16 protein-coding genes are annotated in these 22,907 nt (G+C 42.6%); 11 read left to right on the forward strand and 5 right to left on the reverse strand.

Annotated elements, in window-relative coordinates:
* Positions 1 to 34: 34 nt before the first annotated feature.
* Positions 35 to 1,291, reverse strand: coding sequence for a GTP-binding protein (locus AXF23_RS13525; RefSeq protein WP_009011886.1), 1,257 nt, complete (start codon positions 1,289 to 1,291; stop codon positions 35 to 37).
* A 212-nt stretch (positions 1,292 to 1,503) separates the two neighbouring features.
* Positions 1,504 to 1,905 carry an FKBP-type peptidyl-prolyl cis-trans isomerase gene (locus tag AXF23_RS13530; protein WP_107625668.1) on the reverse strand — a complete coding sequence of 134 codons (402 nt, stop codon included), beginning with the start codon at positions 1,903 to 1,905 and terminating at the stop codon, positions 1,504 to 1,506.
* 116 nt (positions 1,906 to 2,021) lie between these two features.
* On the opposite strand from AXF23_RS13530, the gene AXF23_RS16150 reads away from it, so the two are divergent.
* The 11 genes from AXF23_RS16150 to AXF23_RS13580 all read left to right on the forward strand — a co-directional run bounded on the left by AXF23_RS16150 (position 2,022) and on the right by AXF23_RS13580 (position 16,726).
* Positions 2,022 to 2,162 (forward strand): hypothetical protein, encoded by a 141-nt coding sequence (locus AXF23_RS16150; protein ID WP_009011888.1) that lies wholly within the window; start codon positions 2,022 to 2,024, stop codon positions 2,160 to 2,162.
* A gap of 13 nt (positions 2,163 to 2,175) precedes the next feature.
* Positions 2,176 to 3,498: an MATE family efflux transporter gene (locus AXF23_RS13535; protein WP_107625669.1), complete on the forward strand. Its 1,323-nt coding sequence runs from the start codon at positions 2,176 to 2,178 to the stop codon at positions 3,496 to 3,498.
* Between the two features lie 16 nt (positions 3,499 to 3,514).
* Positions 3,515 to 4,618 carry a metallophosphoesterase gene (locus tag AXF23_RS13540; protein ID WP_107625670.1) on the forward strand — a complete coding sequence of 368 codons (1,104 nt, stop codon included), beginning with the start codon at positions 3,515 to 3,517 and terminating at the stop codon, positions 4,616 to 4,618.
* A 591-nt stretch (positions 4,619 to 5,209) separates the two neighbouring features.
* Positions 5,210 to 6,010, forward strand: a complete 801-nt coding sequence (locus AXF23_RS13545) for a polysaccharide biosynthesis/export family protein (RefSeq protein WP_042856203.1) — start codon at positions 5,210 to 5,212, stop codon at positions 6,008 to 6,010.
* A 167-nt stretch (positions 6,011 to 6,177) separates the two neighbouring features.
* Positions 6,178 to 8,025, forward strand: a complete 1,848-nt coding sequence (gene glmS, locus AXF23_RS13550; protein ID WP_107625671.1) for a glutamine--fructose-6-phosphate transaminase (isomerizing) — start codon at positions 6,178 to 6,180, stop codon at positions 8,023 to 8,025.
* Between the two features lie 180 nt (positions 8,026 to 8,205).
* Positions 8,206 to 10,107: an amidophosphoribosyltransferase gene (locus tag AXF23_RS13555; protein WP_009011893.1), complete on the forward strand. Its 1,902-nt coding sequence runs from the start codon at positions 8,206 to 8,208 to the stop codon at positions 10,105 to 10,107.
* Between the two features lie 128 nt (positions 10,108 to 10,235).
* Complete coding sequence (carA, locus tag AXF23_RS13560; RefSeq protein WP_107625672.1) at positions 10,236 to 11,312, forward strand: glutamine-hydrolyzing carbamoyl-phosphate synthase small subunit; 1,077 nt, start codon at positions 10,236 to 10,238, stop codon at positions 11,310 to 11,312.
* Positions 11,312 to 14,536: a carbamoyl-phosphate synthase (glutamine-hydrolyzing) large subunit gene (gene carB, locus AXF23_RS13565; protein ID WP_107625673.1), complete on the forward strand. Its 3,225-nt coding sequence runs from the start codon at positions 11,312 to 11,314 to the stop codon at positions 14,534 to 14,536. The genes carA and carB overlap by 1 nt, the downstream gene beginning before the upstream one ends.
* Before the next feature lie 157 nt (positions 14,537 to 14,693).
* Entirely contained in the window at positions 14,694 to 15,275 is a 582-nt protein-coding gene (locus AXF23_RS13570) for a hypothetical protein (RefSeq protein ID WP_089366117.1), read from the forward strand.
* Between the two features lie 90 nt (positions 15,276 to 15,365).
* On the forward strand, positions 15,366 to 16,214 hold the full coding sequence (locus AXF23_RS13575; RefSeq protein ID WP_107625674.1) for a patatin-like phospholipase family protein: 849 nt from the start codon (positions 15,366 to 15,368) through the stop codon (positions 16,212 to 16,214).
* A 14-nt stretch (positions 16,215 to 16,228) separates the two neighbouring features.
* On the forward strand, positions 16,229 to 16,726 hold the full coding sequence (locus AXF23_RS13580) for a low molecular weight protein-tyrosine-phosphatase (RefSeq protein WP_107625675.1): 498 nt from the start codon (positions 16,229 to 16,231) through the stop codon (positions 16,724 to 16,726).
* Between the two features lie 829 nt (positions 16,727 to 17,555).
* Here the strand turns inward: AXF23_RS13580 and AXF23_RS13585 are convergent.
* From AXF23_RS13585 to AXF23_RS13600, 3 genes are all read right to left on the reverse strand, one after another.
* Positions 17,556 to 18,743: an AGE family epimerase/isomerase gene (locus AXF23_RS13585; protein WP_089366120.1), complete on the reverse strand. Its 1,188-nt coding sequence runs from the start codon at positions 18,741 to 18,743 to the stop codon at positions 17,556 to 17,558.
* A 180-nt stretch (positions 18,744 to 18,923) separates the two neighbouring features.
* A complete protein-coding gene (gene uvrA / locus AXF23_RS13590; protein ID WP_009011900.1) occupies positions 18,924 to 21,752 on the reverse strand; it encodes an excinuclease ABC subunit UvrA in 2,829 nt (942 codons plus the stop codon).
* A gap of 189 nt (positions 21,753 to 21,941) precedes the next feature.
* Positions 21,942 to 22,625, reverse strand: a complete 684-nt coding sequence (locus AXF23_RS13600) for a gliding motility-associated C-terminal domain-containing protein (RefSeq protein WP_107625676.1) — start codon at positions 22,623 to 22,625, stop codon at positions 21,942 to 21,944.
* Positions 22,626 to 22,907 lie beyond the last annotated feature (282 nt).

The following is a 22,907-nucleotide window of genomic DNA, read 5'->3' on the forward strand; positions in this document are numbered from 1 at the left end:
GTTAATCTCCCATGAATGGTGAAGGTATCAACTGTTAGAAGTCAGTCAGACAGGTATCCAAGGCTTTGGTGATAGCCTCTTTATCGAGGTTTTGGCCAATAAATACGAGTTTCTGCATTCTGTCTCCGTATGGTTCCTCCCAATCTTTCTTAAGTTTAGGATTTTTCTCAAGGAACTCACGTAATTGGAACTGTGGCATTGTAGCATACCACTGACCAGCATTGCGCAGGCTAACTTGCTTTCCTGCTTGCTCGAAAACATAACAAATATCTTTCTCGTTAGCGAAGTAGCATAAGCCTTTACAACGTATAATCTGCTTAGGCCATTGGCGTGCTACGAAGTCATCAAAGAAGTTTATATCAAATGGTTTACGTGCATTATATACGAAAGTTTGGATATTATATTCCAAAGCCTCGCCACTCTCTTCGTTCTCTAAGCCATGGTGGTGGTGATGATGATGGTGATGATGGTGGTGGTCATGATGTTCTTCATGCTCATCGTGGTCGTCTTCATGCTCATCATGGTCATGGTGATGCTCATGTTCTTCCTCCTCCTCATCGTGTCCTTCAATCTCTGCAATCCAAGCCGCAGAGGTTGCAACCTTATCAAAGTCGAAGTCTCCCGTATTGATAATCTTATCTAAGTCAACATCTCCATAGTTACATTCGATAATCTCAGCCTTTGGTTGGAGTGAGCGGATAATCTTCTTTACCAATCCTAACTCATCCTTGCTGACATCATCCACCTTGTTGAGGAGAATGATATTACAGAATTCGATCTGTTGGATAAGTAGATTCTCAAGGTCATCTTCCTGTAAGTCTTTCTTCAGAAGGTCACTACCAGCAGAGAACTCATCACACATACGACGTGCATCAACGACGGTAACGATAGAGTCGAGTACTGCTTTTCCTTTCTTGGCCAGGTCTGGATACATCTGTGGATAAGCACAGATAGTCTGTGCAATAGGGGCTGGTTCGCAGATACCACTTGCCTCAATGACGATATAATCGAACTTTTGCTGTGATACAATCTCGTTCAACTGCTGCACTAAGTCCATCTTCAACGTACAGCAAATACAACCGTTTTGGAGTGCAACGAGCGAGTCATCCTTCTGGTCGACAACACCACCAGCCTCTATAAGGTCGGCATCAATATTCACTTCACCAATGTCATTAACGATAACAGCAAACTTAATACCTTTCTTGTTAGCAAGTATCTTGTTTACTAATGTTGTCTTACCACTGCCTAAGTAACCTGTAAGCAGAAGGACAGGAGTCTCTTTTATATTCATATAATATGTCTTTTTGTTTTATAATTCTTAGACTACAAAGTTACAAAAAATATGCCAAGTGACGTATTCTGTATGGTGAAATATTGCGTAATTTAGTCTTTCCTATTCCATAATAGAAAGAGAACGGCTATGCCCTGATTGGTATAACCGTTCTTTCGGGGATGTGTATTGTCAACTAATGGTCCTTGTAGACAAAAGGAAGAGTGAGACACTTATCCTATTGAAAACAGTTCGATCTCAAAGATTAAAGTAGAGAAAGCAGGAATGTCACCGTCGCGTTTTGTGCCATAGCCTTCTTGATAAGGAATGTAGACACGCCAGTGGTCGCCTTTGTGCATTGCGCAGAGTGCTGTTTGAAAACCTGTAATCAGTTCGTTGACACGGAATGCCTCAGGGATACCTCTTTGCCAACTATCGTCAAACACCTTACCAGAGATGAGGCTACCGCGGTAGTGACAGGTGACGATAGAACGCTCAGAGACTTGTCCCTCACCGCTTCCATCTTTTATTACTTCATAGAGAACACCATGCGAAAGGCTTCGGATACCCTCTCTCTGACTAAGTTCTTTTAGATACTCTTCGTTCTTCAGTTTGTATTCTTGCTTTTTACTCATATCATTTAATTATCCAATAATGCACACAAAAGTAGCTAATATCTTTAGAATTCACAATTAATTCAATTACTTTTGTTTTGGCATAGTATTTGTACAACAGCTTATAAACGAACGATATGGATTTTGATAGAATCGAGAATGACGCACGTCGTGCAGAGCTGATTAGAGTGTTGGAACATTCAATAGAACGCTTGTCATTGGCAGAGTTGGAGGCTTTGTATTACGACCTGGTGGCTAAGGATTACATTAGAGAGTAGAGAAATGCAATTGATGGATAACTGGAACAGGGAGATACTGCGCCTTGCTATCCCCTCTATTATAAGTAATGTGACAGTACCACTGTTAGGTCTTGTCGACTTGGCGGTGGTAGGGCATATTGGCAATGAGACCTATATCAGTGCGATAGCAGTCGGTTCAATGATATTCAATGTGATGTATTGGCTGTTAGGCTTCCTTCGTATGGGTACAAGTGGTATGACTTCTCAGGCATACGGGAGGAAAGATAGGCAAGAATGTTTAGATATTCTTATACGCACCTTGATGATAGGAGTAGGCATGGGCTTGCTCTTCATTGTGGCACAATGTGGCATAGAGTGGGGGATGCTTCGGCTGATGAATACGCCAGCAGCCTCGTGGCACTTTGTAGCCACCTATTTTAGAATAGTGATATGGGGCGCTCCTGCAATGTTGGGACTCTATGGCTTGACCGGATGGTTTATCGGTATGCAGAATACACGTACGCCTATGCTTGTCGCAGTATTGCAGAATATAGTCAATATCCTTGCCTCTCTCTTCTTCGTCTTCGTGCTTGGTTGGGGGGTAAGTGGCGTTGCAACAGGAACATTACTTGCTCAATGGGTAGGTTTTCTTGTCTCTCTGTATGCTGCTTATAGGCAGATGACTACTGTCGGAGTTGATGAGCGTGTGTGTTTACAAGGGTCTGTCCGTCGAGTGTTGGCTATGAAAGGTAAGTGGGGTGAGTTCTTTCGTGTAAACAAGGACATCTTTTTACGCACCCTTTGTTTGGTAGCTGTCAACTTTTTCTTTACCTCGTCAGGTGGAAAGCAAGGACCAATGATTTTGGCTGTAAACACCTTGTTAATGACATTGTTTACGCTGTTCTCTTATATAATGGATGGTTTTGCATACGCAGGAGAGGCACTAAGTGGGAAGTACTATGGTGCGGGAGATAGAGTAGGGTTGCGTATAACTGTTCGCCGATTGTTTGGTTTTGGCATCATTATGGCCTTGTTTTTTACATTGATGTATGTCTTCGGGGGTGTAGGTTTCCTCCATCTTCTCACAAGCGATAGGACTGTTGTCGTCGCAGCACACCCCTATCTCTTCTGGGCCTACCTTATTCCCGTAGTGGGGATGGCAGCTTTTGTGTTGGATGGGGTCTTTATTGGGTTGACAGCAACTAAAGGGATGTTGTTCTCAACAGCTATGGCAATGATAACATTCTTCGTTGTCTATTATCTACTGTGGAGTAGTTATGGGAATGATGCCTTATGGATAGCATTCTTATCGTTTCTTGGAATGAGAGGTGTAGCCTCTATACTGTGGGCACGTAGATATTTAGTAATATTTTAAGTAAAAAGATTGTAAGATGAACCTTAGTAGAGTAATAGTCCTTCTTCTAATCCTTCTAATAGGTGTTGGGTATGTAAGTTGGCATGTGTGGCAACTCCTGCCGATGACGGCTACAGGTAAATGGGTCGTTACAGGTGCATTGCTTTTGTGCTTAGTATGCTTTTTTACCAATTTTATTTTTGGTCTTGATGATAAGCCAATGTCAGTGGCTGTAGCACTGTATGAACTGGGAAATTCTTCTCTTTTCATCGGATTCTATTTATTGTTGTTCTTTCTTGTACTCGATTTAGGTAGACTGTTCCATCTTGTTCCTCGTTCCTTCCTTTACAATAGTTGGATAGGTACGGTGTCGGTTATCGTCATTATGACAGGATTATTTGTCTATGGCTATTTCAATTATCTACATAAAGAACGTGTACCTATGGTTTTGAACTCTGATAAACCTTTTCATCAGCCACATAGATTGGTAATGATGTCGGATTTACATTTGGGTTATCATAATCGTGCGGATGAGTTTAGAAAGTGGGTTGACATGATTAATGAAGAGAATCCAGAGGTAATTCTGATAGCTGGCGACATCATTGATAGAAGTATTCGAGCTTTGATTGATCAAGATATAGCGTCAGAGTTCCATCGCTTGAAAGCTCCTGTATATGCTTGTTTGGGCAATCATGAGTATTATAGTGGCGAGCCCCGTGCTAAAAAGTTCTATCAAGATGCGGGGATACACTTGCTGATCGACGAGCATAGTGTGGTACCTTTGGCAGGTGGTGACTCAATCCTTATTGTAGGACGCGACGATAGGACGAATAAAAGACGTGCCAGTCTACGAAGCTTGATGGGGTTAGCACCAAAAGGTTATTATACGATTCTTATGGATCATCAGCCTTATCACTTAGAAGAGGCACAGCAGGCAGGGGTAGATTTCCAACTCTCTGGGCATACACACTATGGACAGGTATGGCCTATAAGTTGGATAGAGGACCTTATCTACGAGGATGCCTTTGGGCCTTTACAGAAGGGAGATACGCATTATTATGTATCTTCAGGAATCGGTATTTGGGGTGGTAAGTTTCGTATAGGAACAAGGTCTGAGTATGTGGTGGCTGATATCAAGTAGGAGTAAGCCGTGTTGTTCATTCTGAATGACACTCTTTATAAAGTAACTTTACGTATAAGATGCTTGTAATTAGCTATTTACTACGTACGGTTAAATTATAAACGTAAGTCTTTCTCGTCGTTGTCTACTTTGGTGCTGGTACTTTTCACACGTTGTATTGATGTCAAACACCAATGGTGTGAGGTGTCTGCACCATCGCTGTTAAGGGTTAAAAGTCTTGTAGAATGTCTTTGGTCTGAATCCTGTTTATCATTAGGACGGCTGTAAACGACCAAGGACTAATAAGATGTCTGATAGCAATACGATTAATAACCAGTTTTGACCATTATAGTTTATGGCAAGTCCTAAGTTTTAGACAGATTTTCTCTCAATGCACTTCAACACAGTTCTGATGTGGAAAGGTGTGCGTTATTATGTGTTGAAGAATCTAAAAAGAAAAACAGTTATTAGCTTGTAGTTATCAGAAAATAGTTGTATTTTTGCAAAGAATATGATTCGATCGATAAAATAAGGGGCGAAGTTCCATAATTTTCGTTCGTTTTTATTTTGCTAAAATTAATGTTGATAGTTGACTACACGTTATTTGTTCAAATGAAAAAAATTATTTTCTCCCTCATAGTTACGGCTATGATTGTGACAATGTCAGGATGTGGTTCAAGTAAGGGCTTTACCTACTTACAAAATGCTGACTCTATTAGCCTTGCTGCTTCACGTGGTTTGTATGACGCACGCATTATGCCAAAGGATGAGTTGACCATCACGGTGAACACTACCGACCCTGATGCGGCAGCTCCTTTTAACCTGCAAGTACGCAACCAGTTGGGAGGTGGTAAGCAAGTTAGTTCTGGTGGTGGTTCTTTACAGGGCTACTTGGTAGACAACTCTGGCTTTATCAATTTCCCTGTGATTGGTAAGATTCATGTAAGTGGCTTGACAAAGCCTGAGTGTGAGGACCTTATCAAGAGTAAGATTCAACCTTATTTGGCACGCACAGAGAATCCTATTGTGACGGTTCGCATGAGCAGTTATCATATAACAGTGCTTGGTGAAGTTGGTCACCCAGGCGTTATTCCTGTGTCAACGGAGAAGATGAGCGTTATGGAAGCTATTGCACAAGCAGGTGACCTTGGCGTTTATGGTAAGCGTAATAACATCATGTTGATACGTGAAGATGCGACAGGTCAGAAGCACGTTGTACGTTTGAATCTTAATGACGCAAACTTGCTGAACTCACCTTATTATTATCTTCAACAGAATGATGTCCTCTATATTGAGCCAAACAGCGTAAAGGCTAAGAACTCTGGTATCGGTAGTTCAACCACTCTCTGGTTCTCTTTTATTGGTATCGTGACGTCAGTAGCTTCGCTGCTTGTGAACGTGTTGAGAAAGTAATATACTGTCCTTGGAGGCTATTCTTATAGTCTTCTATGGAAGAAATATAATTGGAATGAGAATATCTTTGACATCCATGTCTTGGGTAGACCTTTCGGGTCTACCAAAAAGAGGGGGTGTGAGAGGTGTTCTCTTTTTTGAATAGAATAATAGATTGTATTAGGAGTATGTGTGGAATTGTAGGATACATAGGAACAAAGCGTGAAGCTTATCCCATTTTAATTAAAGGCTTACAGCGTCTTGAGTATAGGGGGTATGACAGTGCAGGTGTTGCATTGATAAACGAGAGTAAGAATCTGAATGTATATAAGACTAAGGGGAAGGTTGCCGACCTGGAAGAGTATTGCTCTGATAAGGATACAACAGGTAATATCGGCATTGCTCATACACGTTGGGCTACTCATGGAGAGCCTTCCTCAGTAAATGCTCACCCGCATTATTCGCAGTCTAAGAATCTTGCTATTATTCATAATGGCATCATTGAGAACTATGCTGAGATAAAGCATAACCTCATAGAGAAGGGAATGAAGTTCCAATCAGAGACTGATACAGAAGTGTTGGTGCAACTGATAGATTATATACAGACGAAGAAAAACCTCAGTCTGTTGGAAGCTGTACAGTTAGCACTTCATCAAGTCATTGGTGCATACGCCATAGCTATACTTGATAAGCGTAATCCAGATACGATAATTGCGGCACGTAAACAGAGTCCGTTGGTGGTTGGTATTGGTGATGGAGAGTTCTTTCTGGGCTCTGATGCCAGTCCTATCATTGAGTATACGGATAAGGTAGTGTACTTAGATGATGGTAATATTGCCGTTATGAAGTTAGGAGAGGAGCTGAAGGTGGTTAATATTCTGAATGAAGAGTTATCACCTGAAGTGCGTACTGTAGATATTAATCTTGGTCAGATAGAGAAGGGTGGGTTCCCTCATTTCATGCTTAAAGAGATTTTTGCGCAGCCAGAATGTTTAAATAATTGTATGCGAGGACGTGTTCATCCTGAGCATAATCAGGTTACGTTGAGTGCTTTGATAGACCATCGTAATGAATTACTCAATGCAAAGCGCATAATTATCGTAGCTTGTGGAACAAGTTGGCATGCCGGATTAATAGGTAAGCAGTTGATAGAAGAGTATTGTCGCATCCCTGTTCAAGTTGAATATGCAAGTGAGTTTCGTTATGGTAACCCCGTAGTTGGGAGTGGTGATGTTGTCATTGCTATCTCGCAGAGTGGTGAGACAGCAGACACACTTGCAGCAGTTGAGCTTGCAAAGTCTAAGGGTGCTTTCATTTATGGTATCTGTAATGCGATAGGCTCAAGTATTCCTCGTGCTACTGACACAGGTACTTATATTCATGTAGGACCTGAGATTGGCGTAGCATCAACGAAGGCTTTCACAGGACAGGTTACTGTGTTGACAATGTTTGCACTTGCACTTGCACATGCAAAAGGAACTATCAGCGAAGAAGATTACAAGAAAGTAATAAAGGAATTGGCTGAAATGCCATCTATTATAGAAGAGGTGTTAAAGTCAAATGAGCAGATAGCAGACTTAGCTCGTACGTTTACTTACGCCCGTAACTTCCTCTATCTTGGTCGAGGATATAGTTATCCTGTGGCTTTGGAAGGTGCATTGAAGTTGAAAGAGATATCCTATATACATGCAGAAGGTTATCCAGCAGCAGAGATGAAACATGGTCCAATTGCTTTGATTGACTCAGATATGCCTGTTGTAGCTATTGCAACCCATAACGGAATGTATGAGAAAGTAAGGAGTAATATCCAAGAGATAAAAGCACGTCAAGGTCGTGTGATAGCTTTAGTATCAAAGGGTGACACAACCATCTCTAAGATAGCAGATGCTGTTATAGAACTCCCAGACATGATGGAATGTCTTGAGCCATTAGTGGCAACGGTTCCATTGCAGCTATTGGCTTATCATATAGCTGTATGTAAAGGCAAGGATGTTGATCAGCCGAGAAATCTGGCGAAGTCAGTTACTGTTGAATAAGGAGCGAATGAGTGGTAATAAACCAAATATTATAAGACATAGTCTGTGCGAGTTAACGCTTAATGTGCAGGCTATGTACACTCCTAAAAAATGAAACCAATAATATTTTCCTATTTAAAAGGGGAGATATACAGAGAGAAAGAGTAATATAAAAGAACAAGATAGACAGAAAGCTTATCAATGGAAAAGAACATTCATGAAGATTGCGGTGTAGCAATGATACGTTTGTTGAAGCCGCTTGAGTATTATCAGGAGAAGTATGGCACCTGGATGTATGCACTGAATAAACTCTATCTGATGATGGAGAAGCAGCATAATCGTGGGCAGGAAGGGGCTGGTATGGCTTCTGTAAAATTAGACTCTGAGCCAGGTAATGAATATATGTTCCGTGAGCGTGCAGAGGGAAAGAATGCTGTTACTGAGATATTTGCTAATGTTCATAAGCATTATAAGGACTACTCACAGGAGCAGTTGTCTGATGTTTCTTTTGCTAAAACTAAGCTTCCCTTTGCGGGAGACCTTTATATGGGCCACCTTCGGTACTCTACTACCGGCAAGAGTGGCCTTTCTTATGTCCATCCTTTCTTGCGTCGTAACAATTGGAAGGCTAAGAACCTCTGTATGTGTGGCAACTTTAATATGACGAATATTGAAGATGTCTTTGAGATACTGACCGAACAAGGACAGTGTCCACGCATCTATAGTGATACGAATATTCTATTGGAATTGATGGGACACAGACTCGACCGTGAGGTTGAACGTAACTTTGTGGCTGCTCAAAAGTTAGGTTTGGAGAAGCGTGCTATCACCAACTATATTGAAGAGAACGTACAGATGAGTAATGTCCTCAAGACAACGATGCAGCATTTTGATGGTGGTTACGTTATCTGTGGACTGACAGGTTCGGGAGAGATGTTCTCTATTCGCGACCCATGGGCAATACGTCCTGCTTTCTATTATAAGAATGATGAGATTGTTGTCTTGGCCAGTGAGCGTCCTGTTCTACAAACAACATTCGACCTCGAATGTGATGATATTCAGGAATTGAAGCCTGGTCAAGCACTGATAGTCAACAAGAGTGGGGAGTGTTCACTACAGCAGATACTTGAACCTAAGCAGAATGCGGCTTGCTCCTTTGAGCGAATTTATTTCTCTCGTGGCTCGGATCGTGATATATATAAGGAACGTGAAACCTTAGGACGCCAGTTGACAGATGCCGTCTTGAAGGCTGTTGATTATGATACAGAGCATACTGTTCTCTCGTATATCCCTAATACAGCAGAGGTAGCATTCTATGGTCTTGTTCATGGCTTTAAGGAACAAATAGACAAGAAGAAGGTTGAGCAGATTGCAGCTTTAGGTTCTAATGCTGCTCCAGAGGAGGTTTATCATATCATTCATCAAGATGTACGCTCTGAGAAGGTGGCATGGAAGGATATAAAATTGCGTACTTTCATTACAGAAGGTAACTCACGTAACGACCTTGCCTCTCATGTCTATGACGTTACATACGAGTGTATTAAACCCTATCAGGATAGTCTTGTCATCATTGACGACTCTATCGTGCGTGGTACAACATTGAAAGAAAGTATCCTCCGTATCCTTGATCGTCTGCATCCTAAGAAGATTGTAGTCGTGTCAAGTGCACCACAGATTCGTTTCCCAGACTACTACGGTATTGATATGCCTCATCCAGAGGAGTTCTGTGTGTTCCGTGCTGTAGTCGAATTGATACGTGAACGTGGTCAAGAAAGTCTTCTTCGTGAAGTGTATGAGAACTGTAAGAAAGAATTGGCAAAGCCTAAGGGCGAACCTATCTTCAATGCTGTACGTGCTGTTTATAAGCCATTTACGGTAGATGAGATAAATAAGAAGATAGTTGAAATGCTTCGCCCTGAGGGGATGACAACGCCTGTTGAACTTGTCTTCCAGAGTGTAGAAGGATTGCATAAAGCTATTCCTAATCACCCAGGTGACTGGTATTTCACAGGAAACTACCCAACTCCTGGTGGTATGCGATTGGTCAATGCGGCCTTCGTTAACTATTATGAGCGTGAACACTTAAATGCAGGAAAGGCGTAATAAACGCCTACCTGTAAATTAACATCATGATAAAAAAGATTTATTTTCATGAAAAGAATTATTTCTTTTCACGATAAGAAATAATTCTTTTCATGAATAGAAATTTCAATCCAACAATACTATAAGCAATGAGGAACGTAACTTTAGTCTTAAGTGACGGAACAAAATTCCATGGAAAGTCGTTTGGATATGACGCCCCAGTGGCTGGTGAAGTAGTCTTCAACACTGCTATGATGGGCTATCCAGAGAGCTTAACCGACCCTTCATACGCGGGTCAGCTATTAACAATGACCTTCCCATTGGTAGGTAATTACGGTGTACCACCTTTTACTATAGGAGAGAGCGGTATCCCAACCTTCATGGAGAGTGATAAAATCTATGTATCGGCTTTAATCGTATCAGACTACACTGAGGAGTATTCTCACTGGAATGCAGTGGAGAGTTTGGCTGAGTGGTTGAAGCGTGAGCATGTGCCAGGCATTACTGGTATTGATACACGTGAACTTACAAAGGTGCTGCGTGAGCACGGTGTGATGATGGGTAAGATTCTCTTTGATGATGAACCAGATAATATCCCAGAGGCTGATTACGAGGGAGTGAACTTTGTTGACCGTGTTTCAACCAAGGAGATTATCCGTTATAACGAGGGTGCTGGTAAGAAAGTAGTACTTGTAGACTGTGGTGTAAAGGCCAATATTATCCGCTCACTTATTAATAGAGGAGTAGAAGTTATTCGTGTTCCTTGGAACTATGACTATACAGGAATGGACTACGATGGTCTTTTCTTGGCTAATGGACCTGGTGATCCAGACATGTGTAATGATGCTGTTGAGGTTATTCGTAAACAGATGAGTATGAGTAAGAAGCCTATCTGTGGTATTTGTATGGGTAACCAGTTGCTTTCAAAGGCTGCAGGAGCAAAGATTTATAAGTTGAAATATGGTCATCGTGGACATAATCAGCCTGTTCGTATGGTGGGTACAAATAAGTGTTATATCACCTCACAGAATCATGGGTATGCCGTTGATGCTTCAACATTAGACAAGGATTGGCAGGAACTCTTCGTTAACATGAATGACGGTAGTAATGAGGGTATTCGCCATAAGGAGAATCCTTGGTTTACCTCACAGTTCCACCCAGAGGCTTGCTCTGGTCCGGTTGATACTTACTTTATGTTTGATAAATTTGTAGAAACACTGAAATAATGAAAGACGAGTCAATAAAGAAAGTCCTGATACTTGGTTCAGGCGCATTGAAAATTGGTGAGGCAGGCGAGTTTGATTACTCTGGTTCACAGGCATTAAAGGCCTTACGTGAGGAGGGTGTTTCTACTGTTTTGATTAATCCAAACATCGCAACAGTACAGACATCAGAGGGTGTTGCCGACCAAATCTACTTCCTTCCAGTTCAACCTTACTTCGTTGAGCGTGTTATAGAGAAGGAACGTCCTGATGGAATTCTCCTGTCTTTTGGTGGTCAGACAGCACTGAACTGTGGTGTTGAGTTGGATAAGACAGGAGTTCTGAAGAAGTATAATGTAAAGGTTTTAGGTACTCCTGTTAAGGCTATCATGGATACTGAAGACCGTGAACTCTTCGTTGAACGACTCGATGAGATTGATGTAAAGACAATCAAGAGTGAGGCTTGTGAGGATATTCAGCAGGCACGAGTGGCTGCAAAGAACCTCGGTTATCCTGTTATTGTACGTGCTGCATACGCATTAGGTGGCCTTGGTAGTGGATTTGCCGATAATGAGGAAGAACTGAATACACTCTGTGAGAAGGCCTTCTCGTTCTCTCCTCAGGTATTGGTAGAGAAGAGTTTGAAGGGCTGGAAAGAGATAGAGTACGAGGTTGTTCGTGACCGTTACGACAATTGTATCACAGTTTGTAACATGGAGAACTTCGACCCACTTGGTATTCATACAGGTGAGTCTATCGTTATTGCACCATCTCAGACCCTTTCTAACAGCGAGTATCATAAGCTTCGTGCACTGTCTATAAAGATAGTACGTCATATTGGTATTGTTGGTGAATGTAATGTTCAGTATGCTTTCGACCCAGAGAGTGAAGACTATCGAGTTATTGAGGTAAATGCTCGTTTGTCTCGTTCTTCAGCTCTTGCCAGCAAGGCAACTGGTTATCCTCTTGCTTTTGTTGCTGCTAAGTTGGGTATGGGCTACGGACTCTTTGAGTTGAAGAACTCTGTTACAAAGACCACTTCAGCTTTCTTCGAGCCAGCACTCGACTATGTAGTCTGCAAGATTCCACGTTGGGACCTCAGTAAGTTCCGTGGTGTGGATAGGGAGTTAGGCTCAAGTATGAAGTCTGTTGGTGAGGTAATGGCTATTGGTCGTAACTTCGAGGAAGCCATTCAGAAGGGTCTTCGTATGATAGGACAGGGTATGCATGGCTTTGTTGAGAACAAAGAATTGCAGATAGACGATCTTGATGCAGCGTTGCGTGAACCTACCGACAAGCGTGTGTTCCTTATTTCTAAGGCGATGCACAAGGGCTATACGGTTGACCAGATTCACGAACTAACCAAAATTGACCGATGGTTCCTTAATAAACTCAAGCATATCATAGATATTGATGAGGAACTGAAAACTAAGAATATCAACACACTTGATAAGGAACTTCTGCGTACAGCAAAGGTTTATGGCTTTACAGACTTCCAAATTGCACGTGCTGTTGGTTTGGAGGAAGAGTGCAAGAAGATGCACGAAGCTATGAGAATCGTTCGTCGTTTACGTAAGAGCTTTGGTATTCTTCCTGTTGTTAAGCAGATTGATACATTGGCTGCGGAATATCCAGCACAGACCAATTACCTGTACGTTACATACGCAGGTGTGGCTTCTGACATTACATTCTCTAATGATCGTAACTCAGTTATCGTACTTGGATCAGGTGCTTACCGCATTGGTAGTTCTGTAGAGTTCGACTGGTGTGGTGTTCAGGCATTGAATACTATCCGTCGTCAGGGCTATCGTTCTATCATGATTAACTATAATCCAGAGACAGTGTCAACGGATTATGACATGTGTGATCGCCTCTATTTCGATGAGTTAACATTCGAGCGTGTCATGGATATCATTGATGCAGAGAACCCACATGGTGTGATTGTATCTACAGGTGGACAGATCCCAAATAACCTCGCTATGTATCTTGATGAGGAGAACGTGTCCATTCTTGGAACATCAGCAAAGGATATTGATAACGCTGAGGACCGTGCTAAGTTCTCGTCAATGCTCACAGAGAATGGTATCAATCAGCCAGAATGGAGTGCATTGACAAGTATGGACGATATTGATAAGTTTGTTGACCGTGTTGGTTTCCCAGTACTTGTACGTCCATCTTACGTACTTTCTGGTGCAGCAATGAATATCTGTTCTAATAGAGATGAACTCACTCGCTTCCTTCAGTTGGCTGCCAACGTCAGCGAAGACCACCCTGTTGTGGTAAGTAAGTTCATTGAACATGCAAAGGAGATTGAGATGGATGCGGTTGCACAGGATGGTGAGATATTGGCATACGCTATCTCTGAGCACATTGAGTTTGCTGGTGTTCACTCTGGTGATGCTACAATTCAGTTCCCACCTCAGAAACTTTATGTTGAAACTATGCGCCGTATTAAGCGTATCAGTCGTCAGATTGCGAAGAAGTTGCATATCAACGGACCATTCAACATTCAGTTTATGGCACGTGATAACGATATCCTCGTTATTGAGTGTAACCTCCGTGCGAGCCGTTCATTCCCATTCGTTAGTAAGGTGTTGAAGCTCAACTTCATTGACTTGGCTACTAAGATTATGCTTGGTGCACCTGTAGAGAAGCCTAATAAGAACCTCTTCGACCTTGATTACGTAGGTATTAAGGCTTCTCAGTTCTCTTTTAACCGCTTACAAAAGGCCGACCCAGTATTGGGTGTTGATATGAGTTCTACTGGTGAGGTTGGTTGTTTGGGTGATGACACCTCAACAGCTCTGATGAAGTCAATGCTGTCAGTTGGTCTTCGAATACCAAAGAAGACAATCTTGTTGTCAACAGGTGGCGCAAAGCAGAAGGCTGGGATGCTTGATGCGGCAAAAATGTTGAAGCAGCATGGATATGAACTCTATGCAACAGTTGGTACATCAAAGTATCTCACAGAGAACGGTATTGAGAACACACTCGTCTATATGCCATCAGACGAAGGACAGCATCCACAGGCGCTTGAACTTCTCCATGAGAAGAAGATAGACATGGTTGTGAATATGCCAAAAGACCTTACGCCTCGTGAGTTAACCAATGGTTATAAGATTCGTCGTGCTGCAATCGATCTCAATGTACCGTTGATAACGAATAGCCGACTGGCAAGTGCGTTTATTTCAGCCTTCTGCAATGTCGGAATGGATGATATTGATATCAAGGCATGGGGCGAGTATTAATGCTCTTCAGATATTAATAAGCGTATAGGGAGTTTAGAGATAAGTTATCTTTAAGGGTATTCATACATATTTCTAAACTCCCTTAACTTTTTATTTGAGAACGAGGTGGTAATGTGTTTACTGCCTTTTACTCTCTTGACCCTTTTACTTTTAGAATATGAAACTACTATCTATGCGGGCTCTTCCTACATCTTTTGTGGTTGTTATGGCCTTTGCTATTATGTCATGTTCAGGTTATTCTTCACGAGGAGTAGGACATTATGATACGACACAAGTTGACACAATGATGGCTGTCGACCTTGATAGTAATTCGTCTGGTGATGGGACGTATGTATCGTCATGGTCTTATCAGAATGACTCACTTGTTGCCAAGACACAAAGTGCACCAAATAAGAAATCACAGATAACTCCTTCTAATCGTATGACGATACGAGTTAGATATCTTGGACGTGTCGGAGTTGAGGCTTGTATGATACTTGGTGATGGTGAGCAGTTTGCTGGTAATAGTTATGATACAACTAATTTTGTACGTGTCTACGCATACGGAGAAGAGGTGGGAAGGTTCAGTTATAAGCCTGGGATCAGTAAACAGACTGACTCAGCATTTGTACAAGACCCCATAGGTTTCGTTGACTGTCTCCGTAAGTATCGTTCTTTCAAGATAGAAACAACCACTTTTACCAGCGGAACACTTGTTTATAACTTTGATGCCATTGCGACCTTGGCTAAAAGAAGATAAGAGGGTAGTGTGTTACCATGGGAATTTTTGTTTTCTCTAATTCCCATATCGTGATATTATTAGTTGGTAGTATAGATAATATAAAGGATAATGAAGAAAGGACTTGTATTAGAAGGAGGCGCCATGCGCGGATTGTTTTCAGCTGGTGTGATGGATGTTTTGATGGAGAATGAGATATGGCCTAATGGTGTGATTGGTGTTTCTGCTGGTGCTGCCTTTGGTTGTAATATGAAGTCAAAACAGCCTGGACGGGCGATAAGATACAACAAGAAGTTGGCAAACGACTGGCGATATGCTTCTTTACGTTCACTCCTTACGACCGGTGATTACTTTGGTGGGGAGTATGCTTATCATTATATGCCTCGTCACATCGACTACTTTGATGTTGATACCTTCCGTGATAACCCTATGGAGTTCTGGGCTGTATGTACGAATGTCGGTACGGGTAAGGCTGAATACAAGCGTTTGATGGAGGTTGATGATAATTGTTTAGAATTTATTCGTGCCTCTGCTTCTATGCCTATTGCAGCTCGTATTGTGACGGTGGAAGGTAAGAAACTATTGGATGGTGGCATTGCCGACTCTATTCCTCTTCGCTTTTTTCAAGAGCAAGGGTACGACCATAATCTCGTTGTACTTACTCAACCAGAAGACTATGTGAAGACTCCTAATTCATTAATGCCCCTTATGCGAATGTGGTTACATCGTCATCCACGTATTGTGCGGGCTTTGGAACAGCGCCATATCATGTATAATGAGCAGTTGGCATATATCAAAGAGGAAGAAAAGAAACCTAATACACTGGTCCTACGACCTAAAGGAAAACTTACTATTGGGCACCTTTCTCACGATCCAGCCATGATGCAAGCAACGTATGAACAGGGTAGGAAGGTAGCCTTAGAGAGGTTGGATGAGATAAAGAAACTATTTGCATTATAAGAAACAGAATACGAATGATGAAGACAAAAGCAGAAGAGAAAGTAAGTATCTTGTTTATTTGTTTAGGCAATATATGCCGTTCTCCAGCGGCTCATGCTGTGATGCAACACCTTGTTGACGAACGAGGGTGGGACGACCGATACTTGATAGACTCAGCAGGAATTGGGGGTTGGCACGTTGGACAGCTTCCAGACAAGCGGATGAGAGAGTGTGGAAGGCAGCGTGGGTATAATGTCAATCATCATGCTCGGCAGTTTGATGCAAGCAGAGATTTTGATTGTTTCGATAAGATTGTCGTTATGGACGAAGAGAACTATCGTAATATTACGTCGCAAGCACCGAATGAGGCGGCACGAAAGAAGGTTATTCGAATGGCAGACTTCTTCACTCAGCACCCTTCAGCTACTTGTGTTCCCGACCCTTATTATGGTGGTACAGAGGATTTCAACTTCGCTCTTGATTTGATAGAAGACGGCTGCGAAGGTATCTTAAAAGCTCTATTAAATCATTGATAAAGTCTATTAACGAAGACTGAATATAACACTCACAATTACAGAAATATTTTTCATTTCATTTTGCTGTCATATTTAACATTTCATGTAACCCCGTTGTAAACTAATGTGTTAGGTGGCAATATTGAATGACAGTAATGACAGCAAATTTAGTTTTAGGTGAAATGCAGCGTTATCGATTCTCTGAAACAAAGTAGTGAGAAATGTTCAACTTGCAAGGAGCAACCAAAAGACGCAAAAGGATTGAAATGCGAACACTAAGAAGGATGATGACAATGTCGCTCGCATAGACCTTTTAAGCATCAAAAACTTGTAGTTATATAACTGACACCGAGCCGAAGGAGTAGGGTGATGAGCCCCTTCTTTATTGGATTACAGCATTTTTACAACCAGTCCAAGGCTTTTGTACAACCTATCCGAAGGCTTTGGACAACTTGTCCGAAGCCTCCGTACAACTTGTCCGGAGCCTCCGTACAACCTGTCCGAAGCCTTCGGACAATCTGTCCGGGACATCCGGACAAGATGAGATAAGCCTTAAAACGTGGGGAGAAGATGGGATAAAGGGAGGAATAAGGGTGTTGTTACATGAAAAAGTAAGGATTTACTGAAGTTCTTTCTTGCCCTTCTCAAAACCATTACTTATCCCTTATCAATTATGATGATGAGTAATAGAGTTCAAGAACGTTTCTTTCTTGAGTCTTATTAAGTGGTTGCTAACTCACGTTAGTTCCTTCATTTCCTACATCAGCACTACATAAAAAGAGTCCCACAACAAACTATTATTAGTTATGTTATGGGACTCTTTGTTTTATTCTTTCGTAGCTTATAACTATTCCATAGTCTTCAATATCTCTTGACAGAGCATGTAACCCTTTATCATCATACGTGGAACGTGGAATGGACCTTTGAAGATATTACCCTTTGCAGGCTGTGCAACGGTCCCATCACGATGTAGGTAACCATACCACTCTGGATAGTCTTGATCAGGGAAGTGGGCGTATGTCCACTCGCTAATGCGTTGATGACGATAGAGATATTCCTCGTCGCCTGTTCCAAGGTAAGCATAGAGAGAGGCAATGATTGTCTCGCACTGTGGCCACCAGAACTTCATATCCTGTGAGTAGTCCTGTGGTGGGAGGTTACGGCAGTCTCTGAAGTTGATGATACCACCATATTGCTTGTCCCATCCCCAGTCCCATGACCAATCGAAGATGGTGAGGGCAGTGTCGAGTAGGTCTTTATCCCAGTTGCGCAACTTAGCTTCCTCCATGATAAACCATGCAGTCTCAATACAATGACCAGGGTTGATGGTACGTGTTGCATTGGTATCAATGAACTCTCCCTTTGGACCGACAGTTTCAAGCAATGCCTTAAACTCTGGGTGCATGAAGTAGCGACGGAGCAACGAGATAGACTCATCAATCTGCTGGGTCAGTGTTGGGTCGTCAATCACAGCACGCAGACGTGAACCAACGTTGATGAGAATCATAATGATAGAATGGCTCTGCATCTCTACTGTGGGCTCATACTTAGCAGGGAGAAAACCTGGTGTAGAGAGGAAGCGTTGTGCATCATGGAACACCTGCAACGCTCTTTCTGCATAGTGTTTGTCACCTGTAGCCAAAGAATATTCGGCAAAAGCTATTGCTGCGAATGTCTCTGAGAAAACATAGCGACGCTTGCGCAGTGGTTTGCCTTCTGCTGTCACCTCAAAGTACATGTGTCCGTCTTTGTCAAAGCAATATTTCTCAATGAAGTCGATAGCCGACTTAGAGGCTTCAAGCCACTCTTGGTTCTTTTCTACATTGTTATATGCAAAAGCGCAGATGAAGGCCCATCGTCCTTGAAACCACACCGATTTCGTTGTGTCCATTAAGGATCCATCACGGTCCAAGCAGGTGTATATACCGCCATTCTCCTTGTCCCAGCCATGGTTCAACCAGAAGGGCATAATGTTGTTAGTAAGGTCGTTCTTGTAGGTTTCAGCCCATGAACGTAAGTATTCTTTCTTATTCATAATCTTAGGTGATATTATCTATATGTTTATTCTCCGATGGATAGCTGTGTTGGGTGGGGTAAGGAACGATCTTACTCAGTCCTTCCTTCATCAAAGAAACCCGACAAATTTAGAACTAATTTACCGATTATCCAAATAAAAGAGATGATAACTTGTAACTTTATTCTTGATAGCTATGACTTATTTCAGAACTTTCGCAAGGAAACGAGAAGTGTAGCTCTCCTTGTTCTTTGCCACTTCTTCTGGTCTACCACAGCTCAACATGCGACCACCTCCACGTCCTCCTTCTGGTCCCATGTCTATGATGTAGTCTGCAAGTTTGATGACATCGAGGTTGTGTTCGATGATGATAACGGTGTTACCACGGTCAACAAGTTTCTGTAAGACGTCCATCAAGATACGTATGTCTTCAAAGTGCAGACCTGTTGTAGGCTCATCAAGGATGTAAAGGGTCTTACCGGTGTCACGTTTTGCCAGTTCTGTAGCCAACTTAACACGCTGACTCTCACCGCCAGAGAGGGTAGTAGAGCTTTGTCCAAGCTTGATATAACCCAAGCCAACATCCTGTAGTGCCTTAATCTTCGGTAGTATCTGTGGTACGTTCTCAAAGAACTCTACAGCCATGTTAACCGTCATGTCGAGCACGTCGGCTATTGACTTTCCCTTGAAACGCACTTCCAACGTCTCACGGTTATAGCGTTTACCATGGCAGACCTCGCACGGTACCATCACATCAGGTAGGAAGTTCATCTCAATAGTCTTGTAGCCATTACCGCCACAGGCCTCACAACGTCCTCCTTTCACATTGAAAGAGAATCGTCCAGGCTTGTAGCCTCGTATCTTAGCTTCGGGGAGATTGACGAAGAGTTGGCGTATATCAGAGAAAACGCCAGTGTAAGTAGCAGGGTTACTACGTGGTGTACGGCCGATAGGACTTTGGTCAACATTGACTACTTTATCGATGTTGTCAATCCCTTCAATACTCTTGTAAGGCATTGGACGCTTCAGTGAGCGGTAGAAGTGTTGTGAGAGAATGGGCTGTAGGGTCTCGTTGATTAACGTACTCTTTCCTGAACCAGACACACCAGTGACGACAATTAGTTCGCCAAGTGGGAAGGTTACGTCTACGTCCTTCAGGTTATTACCCTTACAGCCAGTGAGCTGTAGCGTCTTACCATTACCTTCTCTGCGTTCCTTAGGTATCTCTATCTTACGCTCCCCGTTCAAGTATTGTGCGGTAAGTGTGTGTGTCTTGAGCATGTCTGCAGGTGTTCCTTGGAAGACAACCTCGCCACCTTTGCGTCCAGCTTTTGGTCCGATGTCTACAATCCAGTCGGCTGCACGCATCATGTCTTCGTCGTGTTCTACCACGATGACCGTGTTTCCCATGTCGCGCAGCTCTTTTAGCGAGTTGATAAGACGCTCATTATCACGCTGATGAAGTCCGATAGACGGTTCATCAAGGATATAAAGAACATTGACAAGTTGTGAGCCTATCTGTGTCGCAAGGCGGATACGCTGGCTTTCACCACCTGAAAGCGTAGCACTTTGACGGTTCAATGCAAGATAATCAAGGCCCACGTCGAGTAAGAAGTTTATACGTTTACGTATCTCCTTCACTATCTCTACAGCGATTGTACGCTGTTTCTCATTCATGTGTTCCTCAACATGGTCTATCCAATCTCGCAGTTCGGTTATATCCATCTCTGCAAGTTCAGCAATGTTCTTATCCCATATCTTGTAAGATAAAGCCTCACGATTAAGACGATGACCATGACATTCAGGACATTGTGCTTCGGCTATGAACTGGTCGGCCCACTTCTTCCCAGCTGAGGAATCATCGTTCTCCATCACGGTGCGGAGGTACTTAATGATACCATCAAAGGACACAAAATAGTCGGAGGTGGTGTGTACAAGCTCTTTAGCAATCTTCAACTTCTCCAAAGAACCATACAAAACCTCATCCATTGCCTCCTTAGGAATATCCTTGACAGGGGTCTTGAGGCTACAATCATATCGTTTTAAGAGTGCATCTATCTGCCAGAAAATCATCTGGTTCTTATACTTTCCTAACGGTACGATAGCCCCACTATGGATGTCAAGCTTATCATCAGGAATCACCTTCTTTAGGTCTATCTCATCAATCACACCCAATCCTTTACACTGCGGACAAGCTCCTTCGGGCGAGTTAAAGGAGAAGATGTTTGGAGCAGGGTCTTTGTATGCTATCCCAGTGACTGGGTCCATCAGTCGTTTAGAGAAATATTTAGCTTCGTCTCGTTCGTTATCAAGAATCATTATCAAGCCTTCTCCTTGCTTCATGGCCGTAGAGACCGTCTTTGCCAGACGCTCACGTAGAGTCTCATTCTCCGTACCACTTAGTTTCATCTTGTCGATGACAACCTCGATGTTATGGTTCTTGTAGCGGTCTACCTTCATACCACGTGTAAGCTCTTGTACCTCTCCATCGACACGAATGTACAAGTATCCCTTGCGTCGCATCTGTTCAAAGAGCTCACGATAATGTCCTTTACGGTTGCGAACAAGTGGTGAGAGGATATATATTTTGCGGTCTTGATAATCAGACATAATCATGTCTACCACTTTCTCCTCGGTGTATTTCACCATCTTCTCACCGCTCATATAAGAATAGGCTTCACCTGCACGTGCATAAAGAAGGCGTAGGAAATCGTATATCTCAGTTGTTGTACCAACGGTCGAGCGGGGGTTCTTGTTTGTTGTCTTCTGTTCGATGGAGATGACAGGAGATAGTCCTGTAATCTTGTCAACGTCTGGACGCTCCATATTACCAAGGAAATTGCGTGCATAAGCAGAGAAGGTTTCAATGTATCGACGCTGACCTTCGGCGAAGATTGTGTCGAACGCAAGCGAACTTTTACCTGAACCAGATAGTCCAGTGAAGACAGTAAGTGAGTTGCGTGGGATGGTTATGTCTACATTCTTCAGATTATGTACTCTGGCTCCGAAGACTTCTATTTTCTCATTCATGGGGTTGTTGGGTGTTTGGTGTTGGGTGTTTGGTGTTGAATGTTGGGTGTTGATGGATAGTTGGGTGTTTGGTGTTGGGTGATGGGTGTTGATGATTAGTACTGTGTTGATGGTTTCCTTGAAGATAACCACTGATGAAAATCGCTATTCATCACCACCCATCATTCATCATCCATCACCCACCCATCATCATCTCGTCGACTGCGTGTAACCTCTGAGAAGGTTAACATCTCGTCGGATGTGGAACTCTTTGCCGTCAGCTCCTTTGGCGGTTACATTGACGAAGTAAGTTCCTTGGGCAACGTCTTTGCCTTTATACTTACCATCCCAGCCACCAGCAGGGTCGTCCCATTCGTATATCTTTTGTCCCCAGCGGTTGAAGATGATAGCTTTGAACTCTACAATACTCTTATAGCCAGGCTTTGCACGATAGATATCATTGATGCCATCGCCGTTAGGTGAGAATGCATTAGGCATTTGTAGACTACTCTCACTAATCGACAGACTTATTGGGTTATAGCGTGTGGTGTCACCATTTAGAATCTCATAGAGTATTACTCTCGTCGTACCTGCCTCTGTGAACGTGTATTCCGTGTCCTTATCATAACGGATAAGAAAGGCCGAACGAGGATTCTTCTGGCTGAAGAAATGCCATTCGTAGTTTGTTGCTGCATCCGTTGTGGTAGCTGGGTTGGCTGTGAAAGTTATTGTTAATGGAGCTGAACCACTATAAGTATCACCAGCTGCAATCGTGTTTGTCTCACCATTCGTATCTGTATATTTGCCCGATGGCTGGCAGTTTTGTGCCCAAGCTACTGTAGATAGCACCATTGAAAGCAGTATGGCCAATATCCGTGGTTTATGTTGTTTCATTCTTATCGTTCGTTTATGTTACCTTGAAAATTGTATAATCGTGCAAATTTACACAATTTTTCCCATACAAACAAGTAAATGTTCCTGTCTGGATAAGATAATAATGCGTATTTCTTCATCGGTTGTTTCGCTCCTTACAAAAATGTGTAAACGATGTTGACTTAACTCCTTTTCACTCCCTTTCACTCCTTAACTCCTAAATTAATCATTCCCCGTCAGCCCTCATAATAGAGTATAAACGGTGTTGTCTTAACTCCTTTTCACTCCCTTTCACTCCTTAAC

The organism is Prevotella sp. oral taxon 313 (assembly GCF_003043935.1).
In the GTDB taxonomy this organism is placed as follows: Bacteria; Bacteroidota; Bacteroidia; order Bacteroidales; family Bacteroidaceae; genus Prevotella; species Prevotella jejuni.